At 42.1% G+C, this 21,027-nt stretch carries 17 protein-coding genes; 8 read left to right on the plus strand and 9 right to left on the minus strand.

Annotated features, from left to right (window positions below):
- Positions 1-18: 18 nt before the first annotated feature.
- Positions 19-2,781, minus strand: coding sequence for a DNA polymerase I (gene polA, locus O3603_RS00145; RefSeq protein ID WP_371519406.1), 2,763 nt, complete (start codon positions 2,779-2,781; stop codon positions 19-21).
- 94 nt (positions 2,782-2,875) lie between these two features.
- Between polA and O3603_RS00150 the strand changes: the two genes are divergently transcribed.
- Entirely contained in the window at positions 2,876-3,856 is a 981-nt protein-coding gene (locus O3603_RS00150) for a polyprenyl synthetase family protein (protein ID WP_371519694.1), read from the plus strand.
- Between the two features lie 389 nt (positions 3,857-4,245).
- Here the strand turns inward: O3603_RS00150 and deoC are convergent, their stop codons facing one another.
- The 6 genes from deoC to mnmG all read right to left on the minus strand — a co-directional run bounded on the left by deoC (position 4,246) and on the right by mnmG (position 10,646).
- Entirely contained in the window at positions 4,246-5,193 is a 948-nt protein-coding gene (gene deoC / locus O3603_RS00155) for a deoxyribose-phosphate aldolase (RefSeq protein WP_009434414.1), read from the minus strand.
- 55 nt (positions 5,194-5,248) lie between these two features.
- On the minus strand, positions 5,249-5,584 hold the full coding sequence (locus tag O3603_RS00160) for a nucleotide pyrophosphohydrolase (protein ID WP_009434394.1): 336 nt from the start codon (positions 5,582-5,584) through the stop codon (positions 5,249-5,251).
- Positions 5,584-6,036, minus strand: coding sequence for a D-aminoacyl-tRNA deacylase (gene dtd / locus O3603_RS00165; protein ID WP_287315310.1), 453 nt, complete (start codon positions 6,034-6,036; stop codon positions 5,584-5,586). Before dtd ends, O3603_RS00160 begins: the two co-directional genes overlap by 1 nt.
- Before the next feature lie 34 nt (positions 6,037-6,070).
- A complete protein-coding gene (gene uvrC / locus O3603_RS00170) occupies positions 6,071-7,903 on the minus strand; it encodes an excinuclease ABC subunit UvrC (RefSeq protein ID WP_371519408.1) in 1,833 nt (610 codons plus the stop codon).
- A 223-nt stretch (positions 7,904-8,126) separates the two neighbouring features.
- Complete coding sequence (locus O3603_RS00175; protein WP_013264907.1) at positions 8,127-8,657, minus strand: adenine phosphoribosyltransferase; 531 nt, start codon at positions 8,655-8,657, stop codon at positions 8,127-8,129.
- 117 nt (positions 8,658-8,774) lie between these two features.
- Positions 8,775-10,646: a tRNA uridine-5-carboxymethylaminomethyl(34) synthesis enzyme MnmG gene (mnmG, locus tag O3603_RS00180; protein WP_371519411.1), complete on the minus strand. Its 1,872-nt coding sequence runs from the start codon at positions 10,644-10,646 to the stop codon at positions 8,775-8,777.
- Positions 10,647-10,870: 224 nt separating this feature from the next.
- On the opposite strand from mnmG, the gene O3603_RS00185 reads away from it, so the two are divergent.
- The 7 genes from O3603_RS00185 to O3603_RS00215 all read left to right on the plus strand — a co-directional run bounded on the left by O3603_RS00185 (position 10,871) and on the right by O3603_RS00215 (position 18,055).
- Entirely contained in the window at positions 10,871-11,218 is a 348-nt protein-coding gene (locus O3603_RS00185; RefSeq protein WP_371519414.1) for a type II toxin-antitoxin system RelE/ParE family toxin, read from the plus strand.
- Positions 11,184-11,492: a helix-turn-helix domain-containing protein gene (locus tag O3603_RS00190; RefSeq protein WP_009434344.1), complete on the plus strand. Its 309-nt coding sequence runs from the start codon at positions 11,184-11,186 to the stop codon at positions 11,490-11,492. Before O3603_RS00185 ends, O3603_RS00190 begins: the two co-directional genes overlap by 35 nt.
- Positions 11,493-11,726: 234 nt before the next feature.
- Positions 11,727-11,918 carry a hypothetical protein gene (locus O3603_RS00195; RefSeq protein ID WP_371519417.1) on the plus strand — a complete coding sequence of 64 codons (192 nt, stop codon included), beginning with the start codon at positions 11,727-11,729 and terminating at the stop codon, positions 11,916-11,918.
- A gap of 166 nt (positions 11,919-12,084) precedes the next feature.
- On the plus strand, positions 12,085-12,252 hold the full coding sequence (locus O3603_RS00200; protein ID WP_314520101.1) for a fatty-acid--CoA ligase: 168 nt from the start codon (positions 12,085-12,087) through the stop codon (positions 12,250-12,252).
- Between the two features lie 51 nt (positions 12,253-12,303).
- On the plus strand, positions 12,304-14,067 hold the full coding sequence (locus O3603_RS00205) for a hypothetical protein (RefSeq protein ID WP_371519420.1): 1,764 nt from the start codon (positions 12,304-12,306) through the stop codon (positions 14,065-14,067).
- Positions 14,068-14,411: 344 nt separating this feature from the next.
- Complete coding sequence (locus tag O3603_RS00210) at positions 14,412-14,876, plus strand: DNA-binding protein (protein ID WP_371519422.1); 465 nt, start codon at positions 14,412-14,414, stop codon at positions 14,874-14,876.
- A 608-nt stretch (positions 14,877-15,484) separates the two neighbouring features.
- The gene (locus tag O3603_RS00215; RefSeq protein ID WP_371519424.1) at positions 15,485-18,055 is read left to right on the plus strand and encodes a beta-N-acetylglucosaminidase domain-containing protein; all 2,571 of its coding nucleotides are present in this window, start codon (positions 15,485-15,487) and stop codon (positions 18,053-18,055) included.
- Positions 18,056-18,285: 230 nt separating this feature from the next.
- Here the strand turns inward: O3603_RS00215 and O3603_RS00220 are convergent, their stop codons facing one another.
- Both O3603_RS00220 and aspA read right to left on the minus strand, forming a co-directional pair.
- Positions 18,286-19,359: an acyltransferase family protein gene (locus O3603_RS00220; protein WP_371519427.1), complete on the minus strand. Its 1,074-nt coding sequence runs from the start codon at positions 19,357-19,359 to the stop codon at positions 18,286-18,288.
- Between the two features lie 233 nt (positions 19,360-19,592).
- The gene (aspA, locus tag O3603_RS00225) at positions 19,593-21,005 is read right to left on the minus strand and encodes an aspartate ammonia-lyase (RefSeq protein WP_155715004.1); all 1,413 of its coding nucleotides are present in this window, start codon (positions 21,003-21,005) and stop codon (positions 19,593-19,595) included.
- Positions 21,006-21,027: the final 22 nt, after the last annotated feature.

Raw genomic sequence — 21,027 nt, forward strand, 5'->3', positions numbered from 1 at the left:
GAAGAATTGGAAAGAGCCTTAATGTGCTTCTAACCAGTTCTTTCCCCAACCTGCATCAGCTATTAGTGGGACATTGAGGGGATAGGCATTCTGCATCTCTTCGAGGACTATTTTCTCCACCTTCTCACGCTCATCTGGGTAAACAGAAAAGTTGAGTTCGTCGTGTACCTGTAGTATCATCTTTGAGCGGATACCCTCTTCTTTGAATCGATTCCATATCCGCACCATAGCAACCTTTATAATGTCTGCCTCTGTCCCTTGTATTGGTGCGTTGATAGCATTGCGCTCATCGAAACCTCGGATGGTACCATTTCGACTGTTGATATTCGGTAGGTAGCGGCGACGATGGAACAATGTTTCTGCATAACCTTTGCTTCTTGCAAGCTCTTTCGCATGTTCCATGTAGGCTTGAACCTTAGGGAATGTGCGGAAGTAGTCCTGTATCAACGCCCTTGCCTCATTGTTGGGTATCTCCATCCTTTGGGCTAATCCAAAAGTAGTTATACCATATATAATACCAAAGTTAGCCTGCTTAGCCTTCTTTCTCTGTGCGTCCGTCACATCGTCAAGAGCCTCATGCCAGATCTTAGCTGCCGTCGCCCTGTGTATGTCATAACCCTCTCTAAAAGCCTCCATCATATTGTCATCCTCTGATAGGTGAGCCATGATTCGCAGTTCAATTTGGCTATAGTCAGCTGAAAAGAACATACATCCTTCCTCTGGAATAAAGCACTTTCTAATCTCTTTTCCGTCGTCTGTTCGCACTGGAATATTCTGTAGGTTAGGGTCGCTGGAGGATAGTCTTCCCGTTGCAGTTAACGCCTGATTGAAAGAGGTATGGATGTGTCCAGTACGAGGGTTAATCAGTTTTGGTAAGGCTTCGACATAGGTACTTAACAGCTTCTTCATACCTCTGTAGTTCAGTATATTACGTACTATTGGGTGCTTAGACTCGATACTCTGCAACACTTCTTCACTAGTGACATATTGCCCAGTCTTGGTCTTCTTGGGTTTATCCATAATCTGCATCTTACCGAAAAGGATGTCACCTACCTGCTTTGGACTCGATATGTTAAATTCTTCACCAGCCTCTTTAAAGATATCCACTTCATATTGTCTCATACGTTCCGTGAATATCTTTGATGTTTCTTTTAATGCTTCCGTATCAATGCGAACACCAGTAAGTTCCATGTCAGCCAGTACACGAACAAGGGGCATCTCAATGCTCCAGAACAACTCTTCAACATTGAGTTCTTTCAGCTTAGGAGCGAGTACATTCTTTAGACGTAAGGTGATGTCGGCATCCTCTGCGGCATATTCATAAATCTCAGAAGGACTTAAGTCGCGCATATTCTTTTGCTTCTTTCCTTTCGAGCCAAGCAAGTCTTCAATGTGTATGGTTCGATATCCAAGGAGTGTTTCAGCCATGTAGTCCATGTTGTGACGAAGTTCGGGTTGGATGAGATAGTGTGCTATCATCGTGTCGAACATCGCTCCTTTCAATTTCACCTCATAGTTGCTTAGTACCTCATAATCGTACTTGATGTTCTGACCAACCTTTAGAATCGACTCGTTTTCATATACTGGTTTGAATATTGCAACACGTTTCAAGGCTTCTTCGCGATTCTCTGGAATAGGGATGTAAAAGGCTTCCTTTTCCTCAACAGAGAAGCTCAAGCCCACCAACTCAGCACTAATTGCGTCGGTAGAAGTGGTTTCTGTGTCTAAACTAAGCGTTTCTTTTGTTAAAAAAAACTCACATAATCGATGCAAATCAGCCTCATTATCAATGAGTTGATAGTTGTGTTGGGTCGTTTTAAGGCTCTCAAAACTCTCGTTTTTTGCTTCGCTTGGGTTGTCGGGCGTAAATTCTGCAAATAAATCAAGCTGATTTTCGATAACTTTTGACTTCTCTTTGTCTTTGTTAAGAAACTTGTTAATAAGTATCTTAAACTCTAATTCTTCAAATATCGCACGTAGTTTCTCTTCATCCGGTTGCTGAACTTTCATTTCATCTAGTTCCAACTGCAATGGAACATCCGTACGGATTGTTGCAAGGAACTTAGAGATTTTGATATCTTCAACGGCAGCTTCGACCTTATTCCGTAGTTTCCCCTTTATCTCATTAGTATGAGCAAGCATGTTATCAATGCTCCCGAATTGATTAATTAACTTCGCTGCAGTCTTCTCACCAACGCCTGGACACCCCGGAAAGTTATCTGCTGTGTCACCCATCAACGCCAGAATGTCTATGACTTGGGCTGGGGTAGGGATTCCATACTTACTTTCTACCTCCTTTTCACCAAGTGTTTCGTAACCTCCGCCATGCTTTGGACGATACATGAAAACGTTTGGTCCAATCAGTTGACCATAGTCCTTGTCGGGAGTAAGCATAAATGTATTGATTCCATCGGTGCCGAATCGGGTTGCAACAGTACCTATGATATCATCTGCCTCGAAGCCATCTACCTGTAAGATAGGGATGTGCAATGCCTCTAATATCTGTTTGATTATAGGGACTGAGAGCTTAATATCCTCCGGCGTTTCCTCTCTTTGCGCCTTATACTGGGGGTATGCATCGTGTCTGAAGGTCTTTCCATGATCAAAAGCAACAGCTATGTGCGTTGGTTTCTCCTTAGTTAACACTTCATTTAAGGTGTTGCAAAACCCCATAATAGCCGATGTATTCAAACCTTTAGAATTAATACGTGGGCTGCGAAGTAGTGCATAATAAGAGCGAAAGATTAGCGCATAAGCGTCGAGAAGGAACAGTTTTGCCATAAAGTAAATATGTAATTTTTAGCTGTAAAAGTACTAAAAATATTCCATAATATGCGATTTATTGACTAAATTTGTATCAAATTTGAAGTCAATAATGGATACCCTTTCACTAATAAAGCAACCGATTGAGACAGAATTAGTCGATTTCATCGACCTTTTTAATCATGCTCTCAACCACGAGGATGGGCTGTTACAGGTGGTTTTGAACCATATTAAGCAGCGCGCAGGAAAGCGTATGCGCCCTATCCTTATCCTCTTGATGGCTAAGAACTTTGGTAAGGTCTCACGTGTAACACAGCATGCAGCAGTTGGTTTAGAGCTCCTTCACACGGCATCACTTGTCCATGATGATGTGGTGGATGAGGCTGCTGAACGTCGAGGGCAGGCTAGTGTGAATGCTGACTACGATAATAAGGTGGCTGTGTTGGTTGGTGATTATGTGCTATCAACGGCACTTTTGCACGTTAGTTATACTCATTCGGAGATGATAGTACGCCGTTTAGCTGAATTGGGGCGCACTTTAAGTGATGGAGAAATACTCCAGTTAGCTAATATACAGAATAAAGAAGTAACAGAAGAGGTATACTATAAGATTATAGAACGTAAGACTGCGGCTCTCTTCGAGACCTGTGCTGCGATTGGAGCAGAGTCTGCTGGCGCTACAGAAGAGCAGGTTGAGGCAGCAAGACTATTCGGTAAAAACCTCGGAATAGTGTTTCAAATCCGTGATGATATCTTCGATTACTATGATTCGGAGGTTGAGATTGGTAAGCCAACAGGCAATGATTTTGCAGAAGGTAAGCTCACTTTGCCCATCATATATGCGTTGAATGCAACGCAAGATGAGGACATGATGAGGTTAGTTCATAAGGTGAAAGCACATAATGTGACACAGGAAGAGGTTGAGACCTTGGTTCGGTTTGCAAAAGAAAATGGTGGAATAGAATATGCGGAACGTCGTATGTGGGACTTCCATGCCGAGGCACAGCGATTTATCGATCAATATGTTATCGATGAGAATATACGTACATCTTTGCAAACCTACCTTGATTATGTCATCAAAAGAAAGAAATAATGATTGGTTAGAGTAGGTTGATAGCAATATAAATAATACTTATTAAGCTTACAAATAAGCTGTTTTATTAATTATAAAGGCTCCCTTCTTCAATGGATATAACAATTTGTTATCTTGAAGAAGGGTGTTTGGTGTTTTGAAAAATAATTTATTTATAAAATGATAATAGATTAATAATACTAAATTAATAATCTATTTTTTAAATCACAAAAAGCCTTTTTCTAGTTTTAGGGAATGTTTTCTCTGATAAAGGTAAGTGTTTCTTGCTGTTTAAAGAAGCGTTTTCTCTTATGGTATAGATGTATGGATGGAATAGAGAAATGGGTTACAATGAAAAATCCCCACGCCTTTTATGAAAGGGTGGGGACGTTATGTGTTATGCTGTCAGTCTAGAAGAACTTAGTCTCTGAACCGATGATCTCGCTAAGAAGAAGGTTTGTTAACCGACTTGTACCCATTCTAAACCAATAATTAGTAAGCCATTTTTCGCCTAGAACCTCTTTAACGATAGTATAGTAGATAACGGCATCCATGACCGTATTAATGCCTCCTGCGGGCTTTAAACCAATCTGTATACCCGTCTTCTTGTGGTACTCCTTGATGGCTTGACAGAGCACGTAAACGGACTCGGGAGTAGCACTAATCTTCTCTTTACCCGTACTTGTCTTTAGATAGTCAGCCCCGGCGTACATAGCGAGGACTGCTGCTGTCTTGATATCGCGCGCATTGCGGAGGTCGCCAGTCTCTAGGATTACCTTCATAGGAACGTCCCCACAGGTCTGTTTCAGTTCTCCGATGGTATCACAAACTCCCTCATAATCACCAGAAAGGAACTTACCTACAGGCATGACAATGTCTATCTGCGTTGCACCATCCTTTATTGCAAGTGCTGTCTCAATGGTTTTTACCTCAAGAAGAGCCTGTGATGAAGGGAAGTTACCCGTTACGTTGGTAATGTCGACACCATCCACTTCAAGGCTATCAGCGATTAATTTGGTGAAACAAGGGTATGCACAGACAGCTGCAACATGTGGAAGATCAGGGTATTCACTATCGAATTTGTTGACTTTCTCTACCATTGCGAGTACTTTCTCTTCGGTATCTGCAGTGCTGAGTGTGGTTAGTTCGACGCTACCAAGCAAGAATTTCTTTACTTCTGGATTATCATTCTCTGATACTTTCTCTGCTATAATCTTTGTTACTGCGGCCTTTACATCCTCATCAGTAATGTTGAGGTCGTATTGTTCTAAAGCCTGATCGTACTCACTCTTCTCTACAATTCCATTCGCTTTCTGCGCTTGGATATCCTTTGAAACGGTGTCTTTAATGATTCCCATATTATTATTTTATAATTGTAATGTAGATGTTTTATTTATTAGTTAGAAGTTGGTTTTATACTTGATTATCAGTAAGTTTTGGGTTGTTCTTATGTCTGTCTCTGTCACGTGACGTCTTCTTCTCAAAGCTGCGTTGTAGTTCTTCTGTGAGATTAACGCCTGTTTGGTTTGCAAGACAGAGTAGAACCCACAAAACATCAGCCATTTCCTCTCCGAGGTTGGGCTTTTCTCCTTGCTTAAAGCTTTGGTCTCCATAGCTTCGAGCTATGACTCTTGCCAGTTCTCCGACCTCTTCTGTAAGACAAGCCATATTTGTTAGTTCGCTAAAATAGCGTACTCCATACTGTTTAATCCACTTATCTACAGCCTCTTGTGCCTCTTGTATTGTCATTATTCTTTGTTTTTAGTATCCATACAAATGGTTACTGGTCCATCATTTAATAGTTTTACTTTCATGTCGGAACCGAATTCTCCCGTACTAATAGGCTTTCCTAATGCTTCGCTTAAGGTCTTGCAGAAGTAATCGTAGAGCGGAATTGATAGCTCATGAGGGGCTGCGTGTATCCAACTGGGTCGGTTTCCTTTCTTGTAACTAGCCATGAGTGTGAACTGAGATACAACTAGGATCTCGCCTTTGATGTCCATAATACTACGATTCATTATACCTTGTTCATCATTGAAAATACGAAGTCCTATAACCTTATTCACCAACCAGTTAGCATCCTCTTCAGTATCTTCTTTGCCAATACCAAGCAAGATAAGCAGTCCTGCTTGTATGCTGGACTTCACCTGTTGACCAATGGTTACGGATGCTTGAGCCACTCTTTGTATCACAATTCTCATACGGCAAATGTACAATATTTATTTGGTTCTCTGCTTATTCAGCGTGGAAATAATTGTAGATAATGCTAGCTTTGCTTGCACCTATTATATTTGTAAGTAATTGAATATCAGCTTCTTTTATGTTATTTACGCTCTTCAGTTTCTTTAATAACATGTCCTTTGTCTTCGGACCAATACCTTTTATATCGTCTAACTCGCTGTGTAACTGATGTTTAGAGCGTTTACTGCGATGAAAAGAGATTGCATATCGATGCACTTCGTCCTGTATTTGTGTGAGAACTCGGAATAGTTCACTCTTCACGTTGAGTGCTACTACTTGCTGTGGGAAGCCAAAGAGAAGTTCATTTGTGCGGTGTTTATCATCCTTGGCAAGTCCAGCAATAGGGATTTTGAGGTGTAATTCATCTTCAATAACCTCTCTTACCACTTCCATTTGACCCTTACCACCATCTGTAATAATGAGGTCGGGGAGGGCAGAACCTTCTTCTTGCATACGTGTATAACGTCTTCTAACGACCTCCTGCATGCTTGCATAATCATCAGGACCAACCACTGTCTTTATGTTATATTTACGATAATCTTTTTTGGAAGGCTTCATGCCCTTATAAACAATACATCCCGCAACAGCATCAGAACCAGAGATATTGGAGTTATCAAAGCACTCTATTTGATAAGGAAGCTTTGGTAATTTAAGTTTCTCTTGCAGTTCTCGCATTAAGCGAGTCTGTTTCTGCTGTGGATTTAGCTTTTCCGATTGTTTTAATCGATCGAATTTATATTGCTTGGCATTCATCTCTGATAGTTCTAGAAGGTGCCATTTATCACCCCGTTTAGGTATGACGAACTCTGCATCTTTTATCCTAAAATCAAGTTCAAAAGGTACTATTATCTCCTTAGCGGTGCTTTTGAAGCGTTCGCGAATCTCTAAAATAGCCACGTTCAAGAGCTCTTCATCGGTTTCATCGAGCTTTCTCTTGTATTCATAAGTGAAACTTTGATTGATTGCGCCATTCTTAACATGAATGTAATTAACAAATGCGTTCTTTCGAGAATCATCATCTATGATGGTGAAAACATCGACATCTGTGATAGTATAATTGACTATTTCACTCTTTGCTGCAAAGTTTTCGAGAGCAAGATAGCGCTGTTTACAGAGTTCTGCATCCTCAAACTTCAGTTCTTCTGCATATTTCTGCATTTTTGATCTGAGCATTTGCTGTACGTTACGAGTGTTTCCTTTTAATATTTCTCGTGCTTGCTTGATCGCTTCTTGATAGTCTTCATAGCTCTGTTTGTTGATACATGGGGCACCACAATTATGTATATGGTATTCTAAGCAAGGCTTATATTTGCCCTGTTCTATGCCCTCTTTTGTGATTGGATAGCGACATGTACGTGGTTTATAAACCTTTTTTATAATCTCTAAAATGGCATACATACTACCAATATGGCTGTAAGGACCATAGAATGTGCCATAATGTTTATTAATTGTACGCGTTTTGAATATGCGTGGAAAATATTCGTTTGTTACACAGATGCTCGGATAAGTCTTCCCGTCCTTAAGTAATACGTTATACTTTGGTTTGTATTGTTTGATGAGTTGATTCTCGATTAGTAAGGCATCTTCTTCTGTATTGACAACAGTGTAAGTTATATCATGTATTTTAGAAACAAGTACCTTTGTTTTGAATCTATCTACCTCTTTGTGGAAATAAGATGATACACGGTTCTTAAGGTTCTTCGCCTTTCCTACATAGATAATTGTATGTTCTGAATCATAGTATTGATAAGTTCCGGGCTTCTCGGGGAGGCTCGAAACAATACTCTTTAAATAGGCTAATCGCTTCAAGTTATCTTCTTTATTCATTTTGTGTAACTGCTTTGTTTAAAGGTCTTTTAGACTGTCTTGTTTCACGTGGAACGTTAACTATGCTACGTGTATTATATTTGCTTTATAGGGATAGGACTTGCTCTTTTGTTTTGCTTGTTGCTTATTAGACGTAATAATGATTCCTGAAATAGAAAAGGAGCAATCCTCTTAACTGGATAGCTCCTTTCTTTTCTTTACTAACTAGATGATTCTTGATTGATTAGAATTGGAGCAAAGATGTGATTTCAATATCCTTATCGAACTGGTCACGACTGTTAGGAAATTCCGAATGGAGTTCGATAATGAAGTTGCAATACACCTTTTTAGGATTAAACTTCTTAACAAGGTCACATGCAGCCTTCATCGTTCCGCCAGTTGCAAGGAGGTCATCATGGAGCAAAACAACGTCATTCTCGTTGATAGCATCCTTATGAATCTCGATTGTGTCTACGCCATATTCCTTCTGATAACTTTCCTGAATGGTCTCACAAGGAAGCTTACCAGGCTTACGGCAAAGTACGATACCAGCACCCAAACGAGTGGCAACGGCAGAAGACATGACGAAGCCACGACTCTCGATACCCACAATCTTGGTTACACCCTTACCTTTGTAGAGATCAACCATCTCATCAGTAATTTCCTGAAGAGCTTCAGGTGACTTGAATAGGGTAGTCACATCACGGAAGTTAACACCCTTAATAGGCCAATCCGGGATACATCTCAGGTTGTCTAATAATAGTTTTTTATTCATTTTCAGTTTGTTATATAGTTTTGTTTTATACTATTGTTTCACGTGAAACAGGTGTCTTTTTAACCTTTAGGGGTGTTCCTTTCATCCACGTGTTAGGACTTATTTGTCCAAAGAAAGTTATCTTCCCATGAGGACAAGCAGTACATTAATGTCGCTTGGGCTCACTCCTGGAATACGACTTGCTTGTGCGAGCGTCTCCGGTTGAATCTGTTCTAACTTCTGTCGGCACTCTGTCGAGAGGTCGTGTAGTTCACTATACTTGAAGTGTCCTTTTATTTTAATGTCTTCAAGACGTCGCATTTTCTCCGCAAATACACGCTCACGATCGATATAGCCTTTGTACTTTAGCTTGATTTCAGCAGCCTCAGCAATCTCTTCTTTACGGTTCGGCGAAGCCTCGATAGCCTCTTTAAGGCTTGGAATTACAGCCGAAAGGTTCTCAAAGTTGACCTGTGGACGTGCAACAAGGTCTACTATCTTCGTTGCTCCCTTGATAGGAGAAGTACCCAAATGCTCCAAGAAACCGTTTACAACTTCAGGCTTAACAGAAGTGTTGTTACAGAAGTCAAGAATACGATTGATATGCTCCTTCTTTTGCATCCACCAGTCATAACGGTCCTGTTTAGCTATACCTATATTATAAGCACGCTCCGTCAGTCGCGCATCTGCATCGTCTTGGCGTAAGAGAATACGGTATTCTGCACGCGAAGTAAACATACGATAAGGTTCATCAACGCCCTTTGTAGTAAGGTCATCAATTAACACACCGATATAACTCTCGTCTCTATTCATCACGAAAGGATCCTTACCCGCACAGAGTAGGGCAGCATTGATACCCGCCACTAAGCCTTGTCCGCCAGCTTCCTCGTATCCTGTCGTACCGTTCACCTGCCCAGCAAAGAACAAACCTTCGATTACTTTCGACTCCAAAGACTGTTTTAGCTGTGTTGGATCAAAGTAATCATACTCGATAGCATAGCCAGGACGATAGATTTTAGCGTCACGCAGGGCAGGAATCTTATGTATAGCATCCAACTGTACCTCCCAAGGCATACTTGAAGAGAAGCCATTCAGATACATCTCATTCGTGTCAACACCCTCTGGTTCGAGGAAGAGAGGATGGCTATTCTTGTCAGGGAAGGTGACGAGTTTCGTCTCAATCGAAGGACAATAGCGTGGTCCTGTACTCTGAATCTGCCCATTGAATAGGGGAGAGTCAGCCACTCCACGTCGCAAAACCTCATGTGCTTCCTCGTTCGTGTTACACGTCCAGCAAGGCAACTGTGGTAGATGACGATGCGGACCATAGAAAGAGAACTGATGATAGTCGGTTTCTCCCGGTTGTGGTTCCATCTCATCAAAGTGTACCGAACGGCGGTCAATGCGCACAGGCGTACCCGTCTTCATGCGATCAGCACGAATCCCATGGCGCGTGATGCTCTCTGTAAAGTTGTGAACAGCAGGCTCTGCACATCGTCCACCTTCTACCTTTCGTTTCCCGATATGCATCAGTCCGTTAAGGAAGGTTCCCGCAGTGATAATCACTGTACGTGCATAGATATCAATACCCCATATCGTTTTGATACCCAACACCTTACCATTCTCTACCAACAGCTCGTCGGCTTGATCCTGAAAGATGTCGAGATTGTCCGTATGGTCGAGTATTGTGCGCCATTCCCAGATAAATTTACCACGGTCACACTGTGCTCGTGGACTCCAAACGGCAGGTCCCTTTGATCGGTTCAGCATACGAAACTGAATCGCTGTAGCATCGGTAACCAGTCCCATATAGCCTCCAAGAGCGTCTATCTCTCTGACTATCTGCCCCTTAGCAATACCTCCGATTGCTGGATTACAGCTCATCTGACCAATCTTATTCATATCCATTGTTATCAAACAAGTCATTGCACCCATGTTGGCAGCTGCTGTAGCAGCCTCACAACCTGCGTGTCCACCGCCGATAACAAGTACGTCATACTTGAATTTCATCTTTACCCTAACCTAGTACAAGGGCACAATATCCCTAATTTTAAACGTCACAAAAGTAAGAAATTAAATCGAATTATGAGGCTTTTGTTGGTGGAAAAAGGTAATCCAAACATCTACTTGTAGCTTTTGTAGACATTTGAGGTGCAATTACATCTTGTTTCGTTTATATCATTAAAGGGTAAAATAAGTTGCTTAATATAGAAACTTTTTATTATCTTTGTGGCATGGAAAGGAAGATAAGGACGTATGGAGGATATTTCCAAGCATTTATCAAGACGTTGGACGATAAGGTTCTGCGCAAGATAGATTATGTTCTTCAGCTCCTTAAAATACGGGAAAGGCTCTCTACCAAGTTTGTTAAAGCTATTAAAGATGGTCTATTTGAATTAAGAATAGAGTATGAGGGCAATATATATCGAGTGTTTTTTATCTTTGATGAAGGACAGGTCGTCGTCCTTTTTAATGGATTCCAAAAGAAGACGCAGAAGACACCTAAGAGTGAAATAGATAAAGCTTTAAAAATAATGGAGGCTTATTATGCAGACAAACAATCACAAAATATCAAATTATGATGATGTCTTAGACATTAAATATGGTAAAGAAGGTACAGAACAACGTGCGAAGTTTGAGGAAGAAGCAAAAGCTTATTATGCATCACAAATCCTTTTGCAAGCAAGAAAGGAAGCAAAGATGACACAGAGCGAGCTTGCGAAACAGGTGGGAACAACGAAGTCTTATATCTCCAAGATTGAGAATGGTGTCGTTGAGCCAGGTGTCGGGTTGTTCCTCCGTATTATTAGTGCACTTGGTTTCCAGTTTGATATCTATCGCCCTTTAGGTGTTTGATAATTCTTATTGGAAAGGAAGAGACTTAAAGGAGTTATAATATAAGAAGTTAAGCCTAATATTCTTTATATTATATTGGAAATCTTAGTATTAGCTTAACTGCGTATAACTCCTATATCTCTCTTAATTCCCATTATTTTTAGAATCAAATCCACTTTTTTCTATTTATCTTTGCTCTTTTTCGATATTTCTTCTTACCTTTGCGCCCGTTGAGTGAGAATTAACTTATTAATAATGATGTTACAAACAACGAATTTCAATCAAGCTAACGTTTGCGCCTTATATAATAAAGGTGTAAATGTATGTGCCGTTGCGTTGGATTCTTTAACATCTAATATTGAGAAAAAGACAGCAAATTATTTGGTAGTTCCAAATAATTGTATACTCTCTCTCTCTCTCTCTCTCTCTCTAGTAGAGCAGGCGTAAATAACACATTTTTTCTTCTCGCATACGCGCGCGCGAAGCGTGTCGTAAACCCTGTAAACAAAGGACTTTCTGTAAGTTTCCTTTGTTCTTTTCTGTGTCTTTACTTAAACTGAAATATAGAGAAATTTAAAACGTAATAATAACTATTTTTTAATCAATAAAAGCAATGAGAAAAAAGCAAGAAAAGAAAGATTACGAACGACCCGAGTGTATCGTTCACGAAATGGAGACAGAAACATTCATCTGCACTTCTGTTTATCCTAATGCTCCACAGACAACTGAAAGCGACTGGGAGAAAGGCGAAGATGTAGACGGTGGAGTTATCGATTTCTAAGAAATAAAACACAGAGAGTTATAACTAAAGGAACAATAAAAAAAGACAATAATGAAAATCAATCGTTTTAAATCATTCTTCCTGCTACCTGCTTTATTCATGGGCATAACGCTTGCAGGCTGCAGCAACAGCGAGGACATCGTTGACGAACAGACACAAGAGGGTATGGGAAGTGTCTCTTTCACCATCAAGGAAAAGAATTACGAACCAGTCGAGGAGGTTGCAGGCACGCGTGCTGCAGCACCAGAGAAACCAGAGATACAAGACTTAGGTGACGGGTGGCTGGCTGAGGTAAGTCTTGTACCAGACACTACGCATGTCGTAGAACCTAAGGCAAAGACACGTGCCATCTACACGCCAACGCATTACACCATTCAGGCCTATCAAGGCGGCGTAAAGAAGGGCGAACTGAAGGGAACATTCAATGGGGCTAACTTTACACCTGATGCCGGACAAGGCAAGTCTATCATCCTGCCTCATGGCACTTACGACTTTGTCTGCTTCAACGACAAGGTTTCAGCTAACGGTACACAGTTTACCGTCAATCGCGCTGATGCAGGCACAGCCCGCTTCACAGTAAAGCGTGGGGTTGTCATTAACCAAGACCCTAAGCAGTTTGTTGATTTTGAAATGAAACACGCAGGGGCAAAGGTAATGGGAAATCTCGTTTTCGTAAACTGTAAAATGGAAGGGGTTATCACGGGCAATACCGGTTTTGGCTGGACTTCTGGTATAGCATATAAACCCGCTAAATCAGAAGAAGCCCTTAAATATACCGTAGAAACACTCCCTAACAAACTTCCAGAGACAATGGTTTATGATATGTCAACAGACAGCTATACATATCCTTTAATGGGACAAGATTCAAAGTCTTTTGATGTTGGAGGAAATGTACCAGGTATGGGTTCTGTTGGGGGTAAAACAAGTATACCGAACGATTATAATTATACAGGCTATTGGCTTCCAAATAGTGATTGTGCAAACCTTAAACTAACATTTACTTATGGTGAGCTTTATGGCAGAGACTTGGTTGGAAAGACAATTAAAGTACCTACTCATAAACTTGTAGAAGCCAACAAAAGATACATGATTTATGTCCAACTTTATATGGGCTATATGTATTTATATAGCGATGGTACTGCTGGACCTCGTTCTAAGAACCCGGGAAAGACGCCAATTGGTGTGGTAATTGACCCATATGACCGTCTTGCAGTTGCTCTAAACGATGCCCCTGCTCCATCTTGGGGCGTGCAATGGTCAAGTACAACGTCGCAAGCAAGTTCTGACGTTTGCTTGAATTATAAGCATCTGTTTGGTGGTTTATACGGCAGATGGGGAAAGACTGACGATTCGAACCGTTCTAACTCTTCTGCAATTCAACTTGCCCTAAATTACTATCAGACAGTAGGGTTTGGTAGTAACTCTTATGGTACATTTTTTAATCCCAGTATTTTTTGGTTTGTACCAACATTGAGGCAATTTTTAGATATGGGTGTAAACTTGGGGAGGCTCCCTTACCGAACGATGAACAAGGATTATTCTAGAGATTTTGAGTATTTAATACCAGCAAACGCTCCCGCAACTGGTTTCTCTGGAGCTAATCCAACTTTCCCCGCAATGGACATGACTCGCTTTAATAAGGCCTTTACAGATGTCGGCGGAACAGCTCCAACAGGAGTCTATTGGACTGACACTGAATGTCAAGATGGCTCAAGTTTTCAACAAGCGCAGATTTCTGTCAATAGTACAAGCTTTGGATTTCAATTGGGTGATAAAACAATCCCTGCCAAAGTAAGACCATTCATCAGATACTGATATTGAAAGTCAGCAGAAAGAAGCGGGTGTCAGGATACTTCCACTGGTGCTTTTGACACCCTCCTTTCTATCCTCTAATCGTTTATAAGAACAGAGATCTTGGCACACGAAATTAAAGTATCGGAGGACTTTAAGTTAAACTACAAGGGGACTTTAAGTTAAAGTGCAAGAGGACTTTAAGTTAAAGTGCAAGAGGACTTTAAGTTGAAGTGCAAGAGGACTTTAAGTTAAAGTATCAGAGCAAGGAAATGGAGGGAGGAAAAGAGACTAAAGAATCTTGAAAATCAATGGGGTGCAGCCCAGCGGTTGCACCCCATATTTTAAAACCTTAAATATCAAAAGTTATGATTTATTTCAAAGTAAAGGAGAATGTTCTCCGAGTTGGTCCTCGCAAAGGACAGAAAGCGTATAGCGCAGTGCCCAAAGCACCGAGTAAGTTTTCCGCTGCATGGCTGGTTGAGCGCATTGTCCGCGAGACTTCATTGAGTGAGGGCGACGTGCGTAATGTGCTTATCACGTTGAAGAACATCACTAAAGAGGTAGTTTCATTGGGTGGTTCGTTAGACCTTGGCGACATCTTCTCATTCCGCACGGTTATTAACTCGAAGATGGAAACTAACGAGAAGGATGTTTGTGCCGAGTCGTTGAAGAAACCGCATATTGTAGTGGCATGGAAGGAGCCAGTCCGTAAGGCATTGAAGGACATTCAGGTGGATGTGGATAACCCTGCCAGAAGGAAACAGAAAAGCCCCGACCCCGAGCCGAAAGAAAAAGAGAATAAGGAAGAGGGTGGACCAGTAGCTGGGTAAAAGCCTCCCCAAGCCCCTCCGAGGGAGGGGATGTCTTTGTTGGATATAGTTTGAAACAACTAGAGATATGTGAGCGGATTAAAGACATCCCCTCCCAAGAGGGGCTTGGGGAGGCTTTCTTTTTTTTACCACGGGAGCTTTTTTAGGTTGATTCAGGGTATCAATCGTTCTGTAATAAGACAACTCGATTTTATTAATTGTGAAATTAATGTCTTTCAAAACTAGTGTATTAATTTGGTTCTCTCGCTTCCGTGGTACGGCCTCACCCCCAGCCCCTCTCCTACAGAGAGGGGGCGCCTAACGGGGGTGAGGCTTTTGTGTGAGACAGAAGAACATGGGCTTTGGAGACAGAGTAACAAATGAACATAGGGTCATAGTAACATATTAAGGCTATATGTTCGTATGTTACTTTGTCTTTAGGACTCTGTTGATGCTGTTCTAAGGGTTTGTTTCCTTGCTTAAAGCAATTATGTTATTGTTATTCTGGCTCTAATTCCAATTAATTCCTTATCTTTGTAGCATAAATCAAATATATTACGCAATAACATTCATATATGCTTGTCCGTGTTGATAGAGGGCAGGCAGGAATCTAAACATTAAAAACCTACATGATTAAAAAGAAACTTTTAGTTACATTTGCAGTAGGGCTATGTGCCTTAACTGCGGCTCATGCGCAGGATAATGAGTTCGATTTAGGTAGTCAGCGTTCGGAGATTCAGTTGGTAAATCCCGTTCCTGGCAATCGAATTGACCATCACGGACTCGTTATTAACCCAACTCCTCGTTCGTTGAGGATGATGAATGGTGAGACAATCGACGTCAGTAATGGTGTTCAACTCATCAATCCTGTTACGAACAAGAAGGTAAAGAGCATTGATTATCAGCCCGACCTCAACTTCATTCCATTGGTTAAGAAGGGGCTACCTCTGCGTATCGAGTTAGTGAAAAATACTGCCCAATTCACAAAGGATATGGCTGGCGTAGCTGCAACTAATGGTGCTTACGTGTTGAAGATAACTAAGAATGGAATCAACATACAGGCTGAGAACGATCTAGGAATATACTATGCCATCCAGACCTTGCGCCAGATGATGGAGAGCCCAGCCGTTGAGATGGGTAAAAAACTACCTTGTTTGGAGATCACCGACAGTCCCGTATTCCCTTATCGTGGCGTTGTTGAGGGCTTTTATGGTACACCATGGTCACACGCTGTACGCCTTTCTTTGATTGATTTCTATGGCAAGTACAAGCTCAATACCTATATCTATGGTCCAAAGGACGACCCTTATCACAGCTCACCTAACTGGCGTTTGCCTTATCCCGAACGGGAGCAAAAGAACATCAAAGAGCTTGTTGACGCTTGTAAACGGAACCGTGTAGACTTCGTTTGGGCTATTCATCCAGGTAAGGATATCAAGTGGAACGAGGAAGATTATCAGAATCTTGTGCATAAGTTCGACCTTATGTATGCGGATGGTGTGCGTTCGTTCGCTATCTTCTTCGATGATATTGAGGGCGAAGGAACCAATCCTAACAAGCAAGTTGAGCTTTTAAACCGCTTGACTAAGGAGTTTGTAAAGGCAAAGGGCGACGTTTCCCCATTGATTATCTGCCCTACAGACTATTCCAAACTATGGGCAAAACCAGGGGAGGATGGTCCGTTGAGCATTTATGGAAAGACCCTTGATCCATCCGTGAGAGTGTTCTGGACAGGCGATGTAGTGTGCAGTGACGTTACAAAGAGCACCCTTGACTGGGTAAACAGCCGTATCAAACGACCCGCATTCTTCTGGTGGAACTATGCAGTTACCGACTATGTGCGCAATTTAATACTACAAGGTCCGGTTTACGGATTGGACACCTCGCTCACAGCTAATGATATGTGCGGCCTCGTCAGCAACCCAATGGAACACGGCGAAGCCTCTAAGTTGTCCTTATATAGCGTTGCCGACTACACGTGGAATCCGTCTGCTTATAATGCAATAGATAGTTGGGAACGTGGATTAGAGGTCATGATGCCACGCGCAAAGGCTGCTTATCGCACCTTCGCCATCCATTCTGCCGATACAGAAACAGGCTATCGTCGTGACGAATCATGGGAGACTGAACCCTTCCGATTGGCTGATTACTCCAAAGAAAAGCGTGATAAGCTCTATCAAGAGTTCCAACGTGTGGCAGAGGCACCAGCTACTATAGAGGCAGGATGCATCGATTCGCTATTGCTCAAAGAGTTGAAACCATGGCTTGTAGAGTTTGGTAAGCTCGGAGAAAGGGGCAAGAAGGCAATCGAACTCATGGATCTCTATCGTTCAGGTGACGCTGGAAAGTTCTGGAAAGCGTATGTGAATAGTGGTATGACTGCGGCAGATAAGCAGGCATACGAGGCTCATAAGTCGGGAACAATGAAGTTACAACCCTTCTACGAGCACGCTATGTCCGACCTAGGCGATGCTTTTTACGAGCAGCAATCAGGTCAGAAAGCATTTACCTTGCGTGGGATTGGCTCTTACAAAAGCCTTAGTACTACCCAAAGTAAATTGATGTTAGATGGTGACAGCACCACTTTCTACACCTCAGGAGAGAGCCAGAAGGCAGGAGACTGGATGGGTGTCGCCCTCCCAGAACCTATGTCTTTGCGTGAGATACACGTACTTCAAGGTAGAAACTCTAAGGATGATTGCGACTTCTACGACCATCTTGCGTTGGAGTATTCCGTTGATGGCAAGACATGGAAGCCGCTTTTGAGCGATATGCACAACCAGTATGACATCCAGTGGAAGTCTGATAGTCCTATTGAGGCACGCTTTATTCGTTTGCGTCGACTCGATTCTGATCGTAAGAACTGGGCTTCTATTCGTTCGTTCGTAGTCACTCCTGTGGGGGCTGCTGATACAGCAACTGATGCGCTCCAGTTGGCGTTCGACCATCGTCCAGAGACTTCTTTCCATAGCACAGGCAGCCTTTCTTTCGAGGTTCCGAGCGGCATTACGGCTTACACCTTCCTACTTTCATTGCCAACGAACGAGCCTGTTTGCTTGCGACAATACGACAAGCGCGGTCGCTTGAAGGCTGAGATAAAGACCAACGAGCCGTTCTTCACTGCTAAAGTTGATAAGAAGGTTACTCGCATGGAATTAGTTGGTAAGGCTGATGTCTACGAGATTATACCTAAGAAATAAGTTCATTTTTTATACGTTTTATCGCCCTTCTGCGGTAAAACTAAAGCCAAAAACAGGGATACACAAGCGTGTATCCCTGTTTTGTTAATGATCTTCTCCCTTGCTTAAAGCCTATCGTTCTCTATGAGTTCCGCACATTCCAGATTATTACAAAAGGCTTGTAATGGTTCTCCAAGTGCTTTGTAATGGTTCTCCAAAGCACTTGTAATAATCTGGAATGATGTTTTCTGTTATTTTAAAAACGTTCTTTGTCCAAAGAAAAGACGGGAGAGTCCGATCTTATCCATCACCCATGTGATGGCAAAAGAGCCCGTTATGGCAAAGAGAACACTTATGAGAAGGAACAACATGCCCGTTGGTTCTATCTTAATCAGTAGGTTTTGATAGTACTTGGCAAGCATGGTGAAGATGGGAGAAAATAGCAATAAGGGGAAGGTATTGCGCCCAACAAAGAGCATGATACGGCGTAATTGTGTTGGAATTCGTAGGCGATAGAGCCACAATAACGTACTGATTACGAGGTAGACGATGCACACACCGCCGTATGAAGCACGGTTGTAATTGTTGACATCGAGGCTAATTATGATCAAGAGAATGATGATCCACCATTGAGCTGGGAAACTTTTGCGAAAGTCTCCAACCCCTTGTCGGATGATGACACCGCCAAGGAAGTAGGCAGCATTAGCCACTGAGAGGAGTTGACAACCATGAGATAGGAGCCAAAGAAACAAGGTTAGGAGGATAGTTCGACCTATCCAGAGTTGTTGAGGCTGGCTAAGTGTGTTGATGAAGTTTGCTATCTTGCCCTTTTTAGAGCCTTCTCTCGGCTTTAAATCCACATTGGTTGTATCTGTACCACTTGTCTTGATAACTCGTCCTGACGGCGTTTTAAATGCCAAATAATAGGATAATCCACATAGAATTAACGTGTGTAAGTACCAATAAGGACCTATTGGATGTAGGAAGATATGGTCTAAGAGGATGGCAGGCGTTAGATGATTGATGTGTTCCCGAATGGGTAGGAGTGCCGCCATTAACGTGTAACTCGATTCCATAATGGCGTAAGGAATGAATATCCAAAGGAGCGTTTTGCCCAATGCCGACCATGATTTGCGCACGTTAAAGAGGTAACCAGAGACTAAGAGAAAGCCTGGCATGTGAAAAGTATATACATATTGCTTGGCAACGGGATAGGTGTTACCGATGTAAACAAGGTGGAATGCAATCATTAAAGTTATGAAAACGCATTTGAGGAAGTCGAGTTCTTCCACCCTGGGTTTGGCTTTGTGTAATTGAATTATCATTTGCGCAAAGTTATGAAAAAGGTTGAGAATGACAAAGAAGAGCGTCGGTTTTCCTGTAAGAGTGGGTTTTCTAGTGGTTTTATACGGTATGAAGAGAAGGGTAGTTGTTGCTTTGTTTGAGTCTAGATAAAAAGAAAGTGGATGTGTCGAAACCCTTGTTTTGACGCATCCACCTAATTTGTTTGTATGTGTTCAATAGACTTTATCGCCTATAGAAACGCATGAAATTTACTTTACTTGATATGCTCTTCCGAGTGAAGCATGTGCTCTGGAGAGAGAATCGCATCCAACTTCTCCTTAGAAAGAATATTGTGTTTGAGGACGAGATCATAAACAGAACCACCTGTTTCGAGGGCTTCCTTGGCAATCTTTGTGCTGTTCTTGTAACCGATGTAAGGGTTCAGAGCGGTTACAATACCTATAGAATGCTTCACCATCTCTAGGCATCTTTCCTTGTTCACTGTTATGCCATCGATGCACTTCTCACGTAGTGTGTCCATCGCATTAGGCAACCATGTGAGGTCTTCAATGAGGCATTCTGTGATGATAGGTTCCATGACATTCAACTGGAGCTGACCTGCTTCTGCTGCAATCATAATGGTTGTGTCGTTGCCAATCACCTTGAAGCAAGTTTGGTTAGTGACCTCTGGAATGACTGGATTCACCTTTCCTGGCATGATACTTGAGCCTGGAGCCATAGGTGGGAGATTGATCTCGTTTAATCCACAACGTGGACCAGAAGCAAGCAAGCGGAGGTCGTTGCAGATCTTAGATAACTTAACAGCTAGACGCTTCAAAGCGCTTGAGTAACTAACATAAGCACCAGTGTCTGGGGTTGCTTCTACCAAGTCTGAGCCAGCAACAAACTGATACCCGGTTAGCTCTGAGAGCTTTTCTGCACAGATCTTAGGGAATCCTGGGGCAGCGTTCAAGCCTGTTCCTATGGCAGTACCACCCATGTTGATCTCATGTAAAAGGGCTGCATTGCGGTTGAGATTAGCGACTTCCTCCTCTAGAGTGTTTGCGAAGGCGTTGAACTCCTGACCGCTAGTCATAGGCACAGCGTCCTGTAGTTGGGTGCGACCCATCTTGATGATGTTCTTAAACTCATTGCCTTTTTTGCGGAAGGCATTGATTAAGTGGTTCAGAGACTCAATCAGTTTACTATTGAGAAGGATGAGAGTTAGACGAATGGTAGTAGGGTAGACGTCATTAGTTGATTGACCACAATTAGCATGATCATTCGGTGCGCAGTATTGGAACTCGCCCTTCTTATGACCCATAACTTCGCATGCGCGGTTCGCAATCACTTCATTGGCATTCATGTTAACAGACGTTCCTGCACCACCTTGTACCATATCGGTAACGAAGTTCTCATGCAACTTTCCACCAATAATCTCTCGACATGCTTGAGCCATCGCATCAGCTACTTCGTTGCTAATCTCACCTAATTGTCGGTTCGTCTCAAGGGCTGCTAGCTTCACATAAGCTATTGCTGTGACATAGTCAGGATAGTCACACATGCGCTTGCGTGATATGTGATAGTTATTGATGGCACGCTGTGTTTGTACACCATAATACGCCTCTTCTGGTATTTGAAGTTCACCTAGAAGGTCACTCTCTATACGAAATTTCTTTTCTTCCATTGCTTAATTAATATTTTGTTTA

The organism is Prevotella sp. 20925_1_30 (assembly GCF_041433025.1).
GTDB classification, from domain to species: domain Bacteria; phylum Bacteroidota; class Bacteroidia; order Bacteroidales; family Bacteroidaceae; genus Prevotella; species Prevotella vespertina.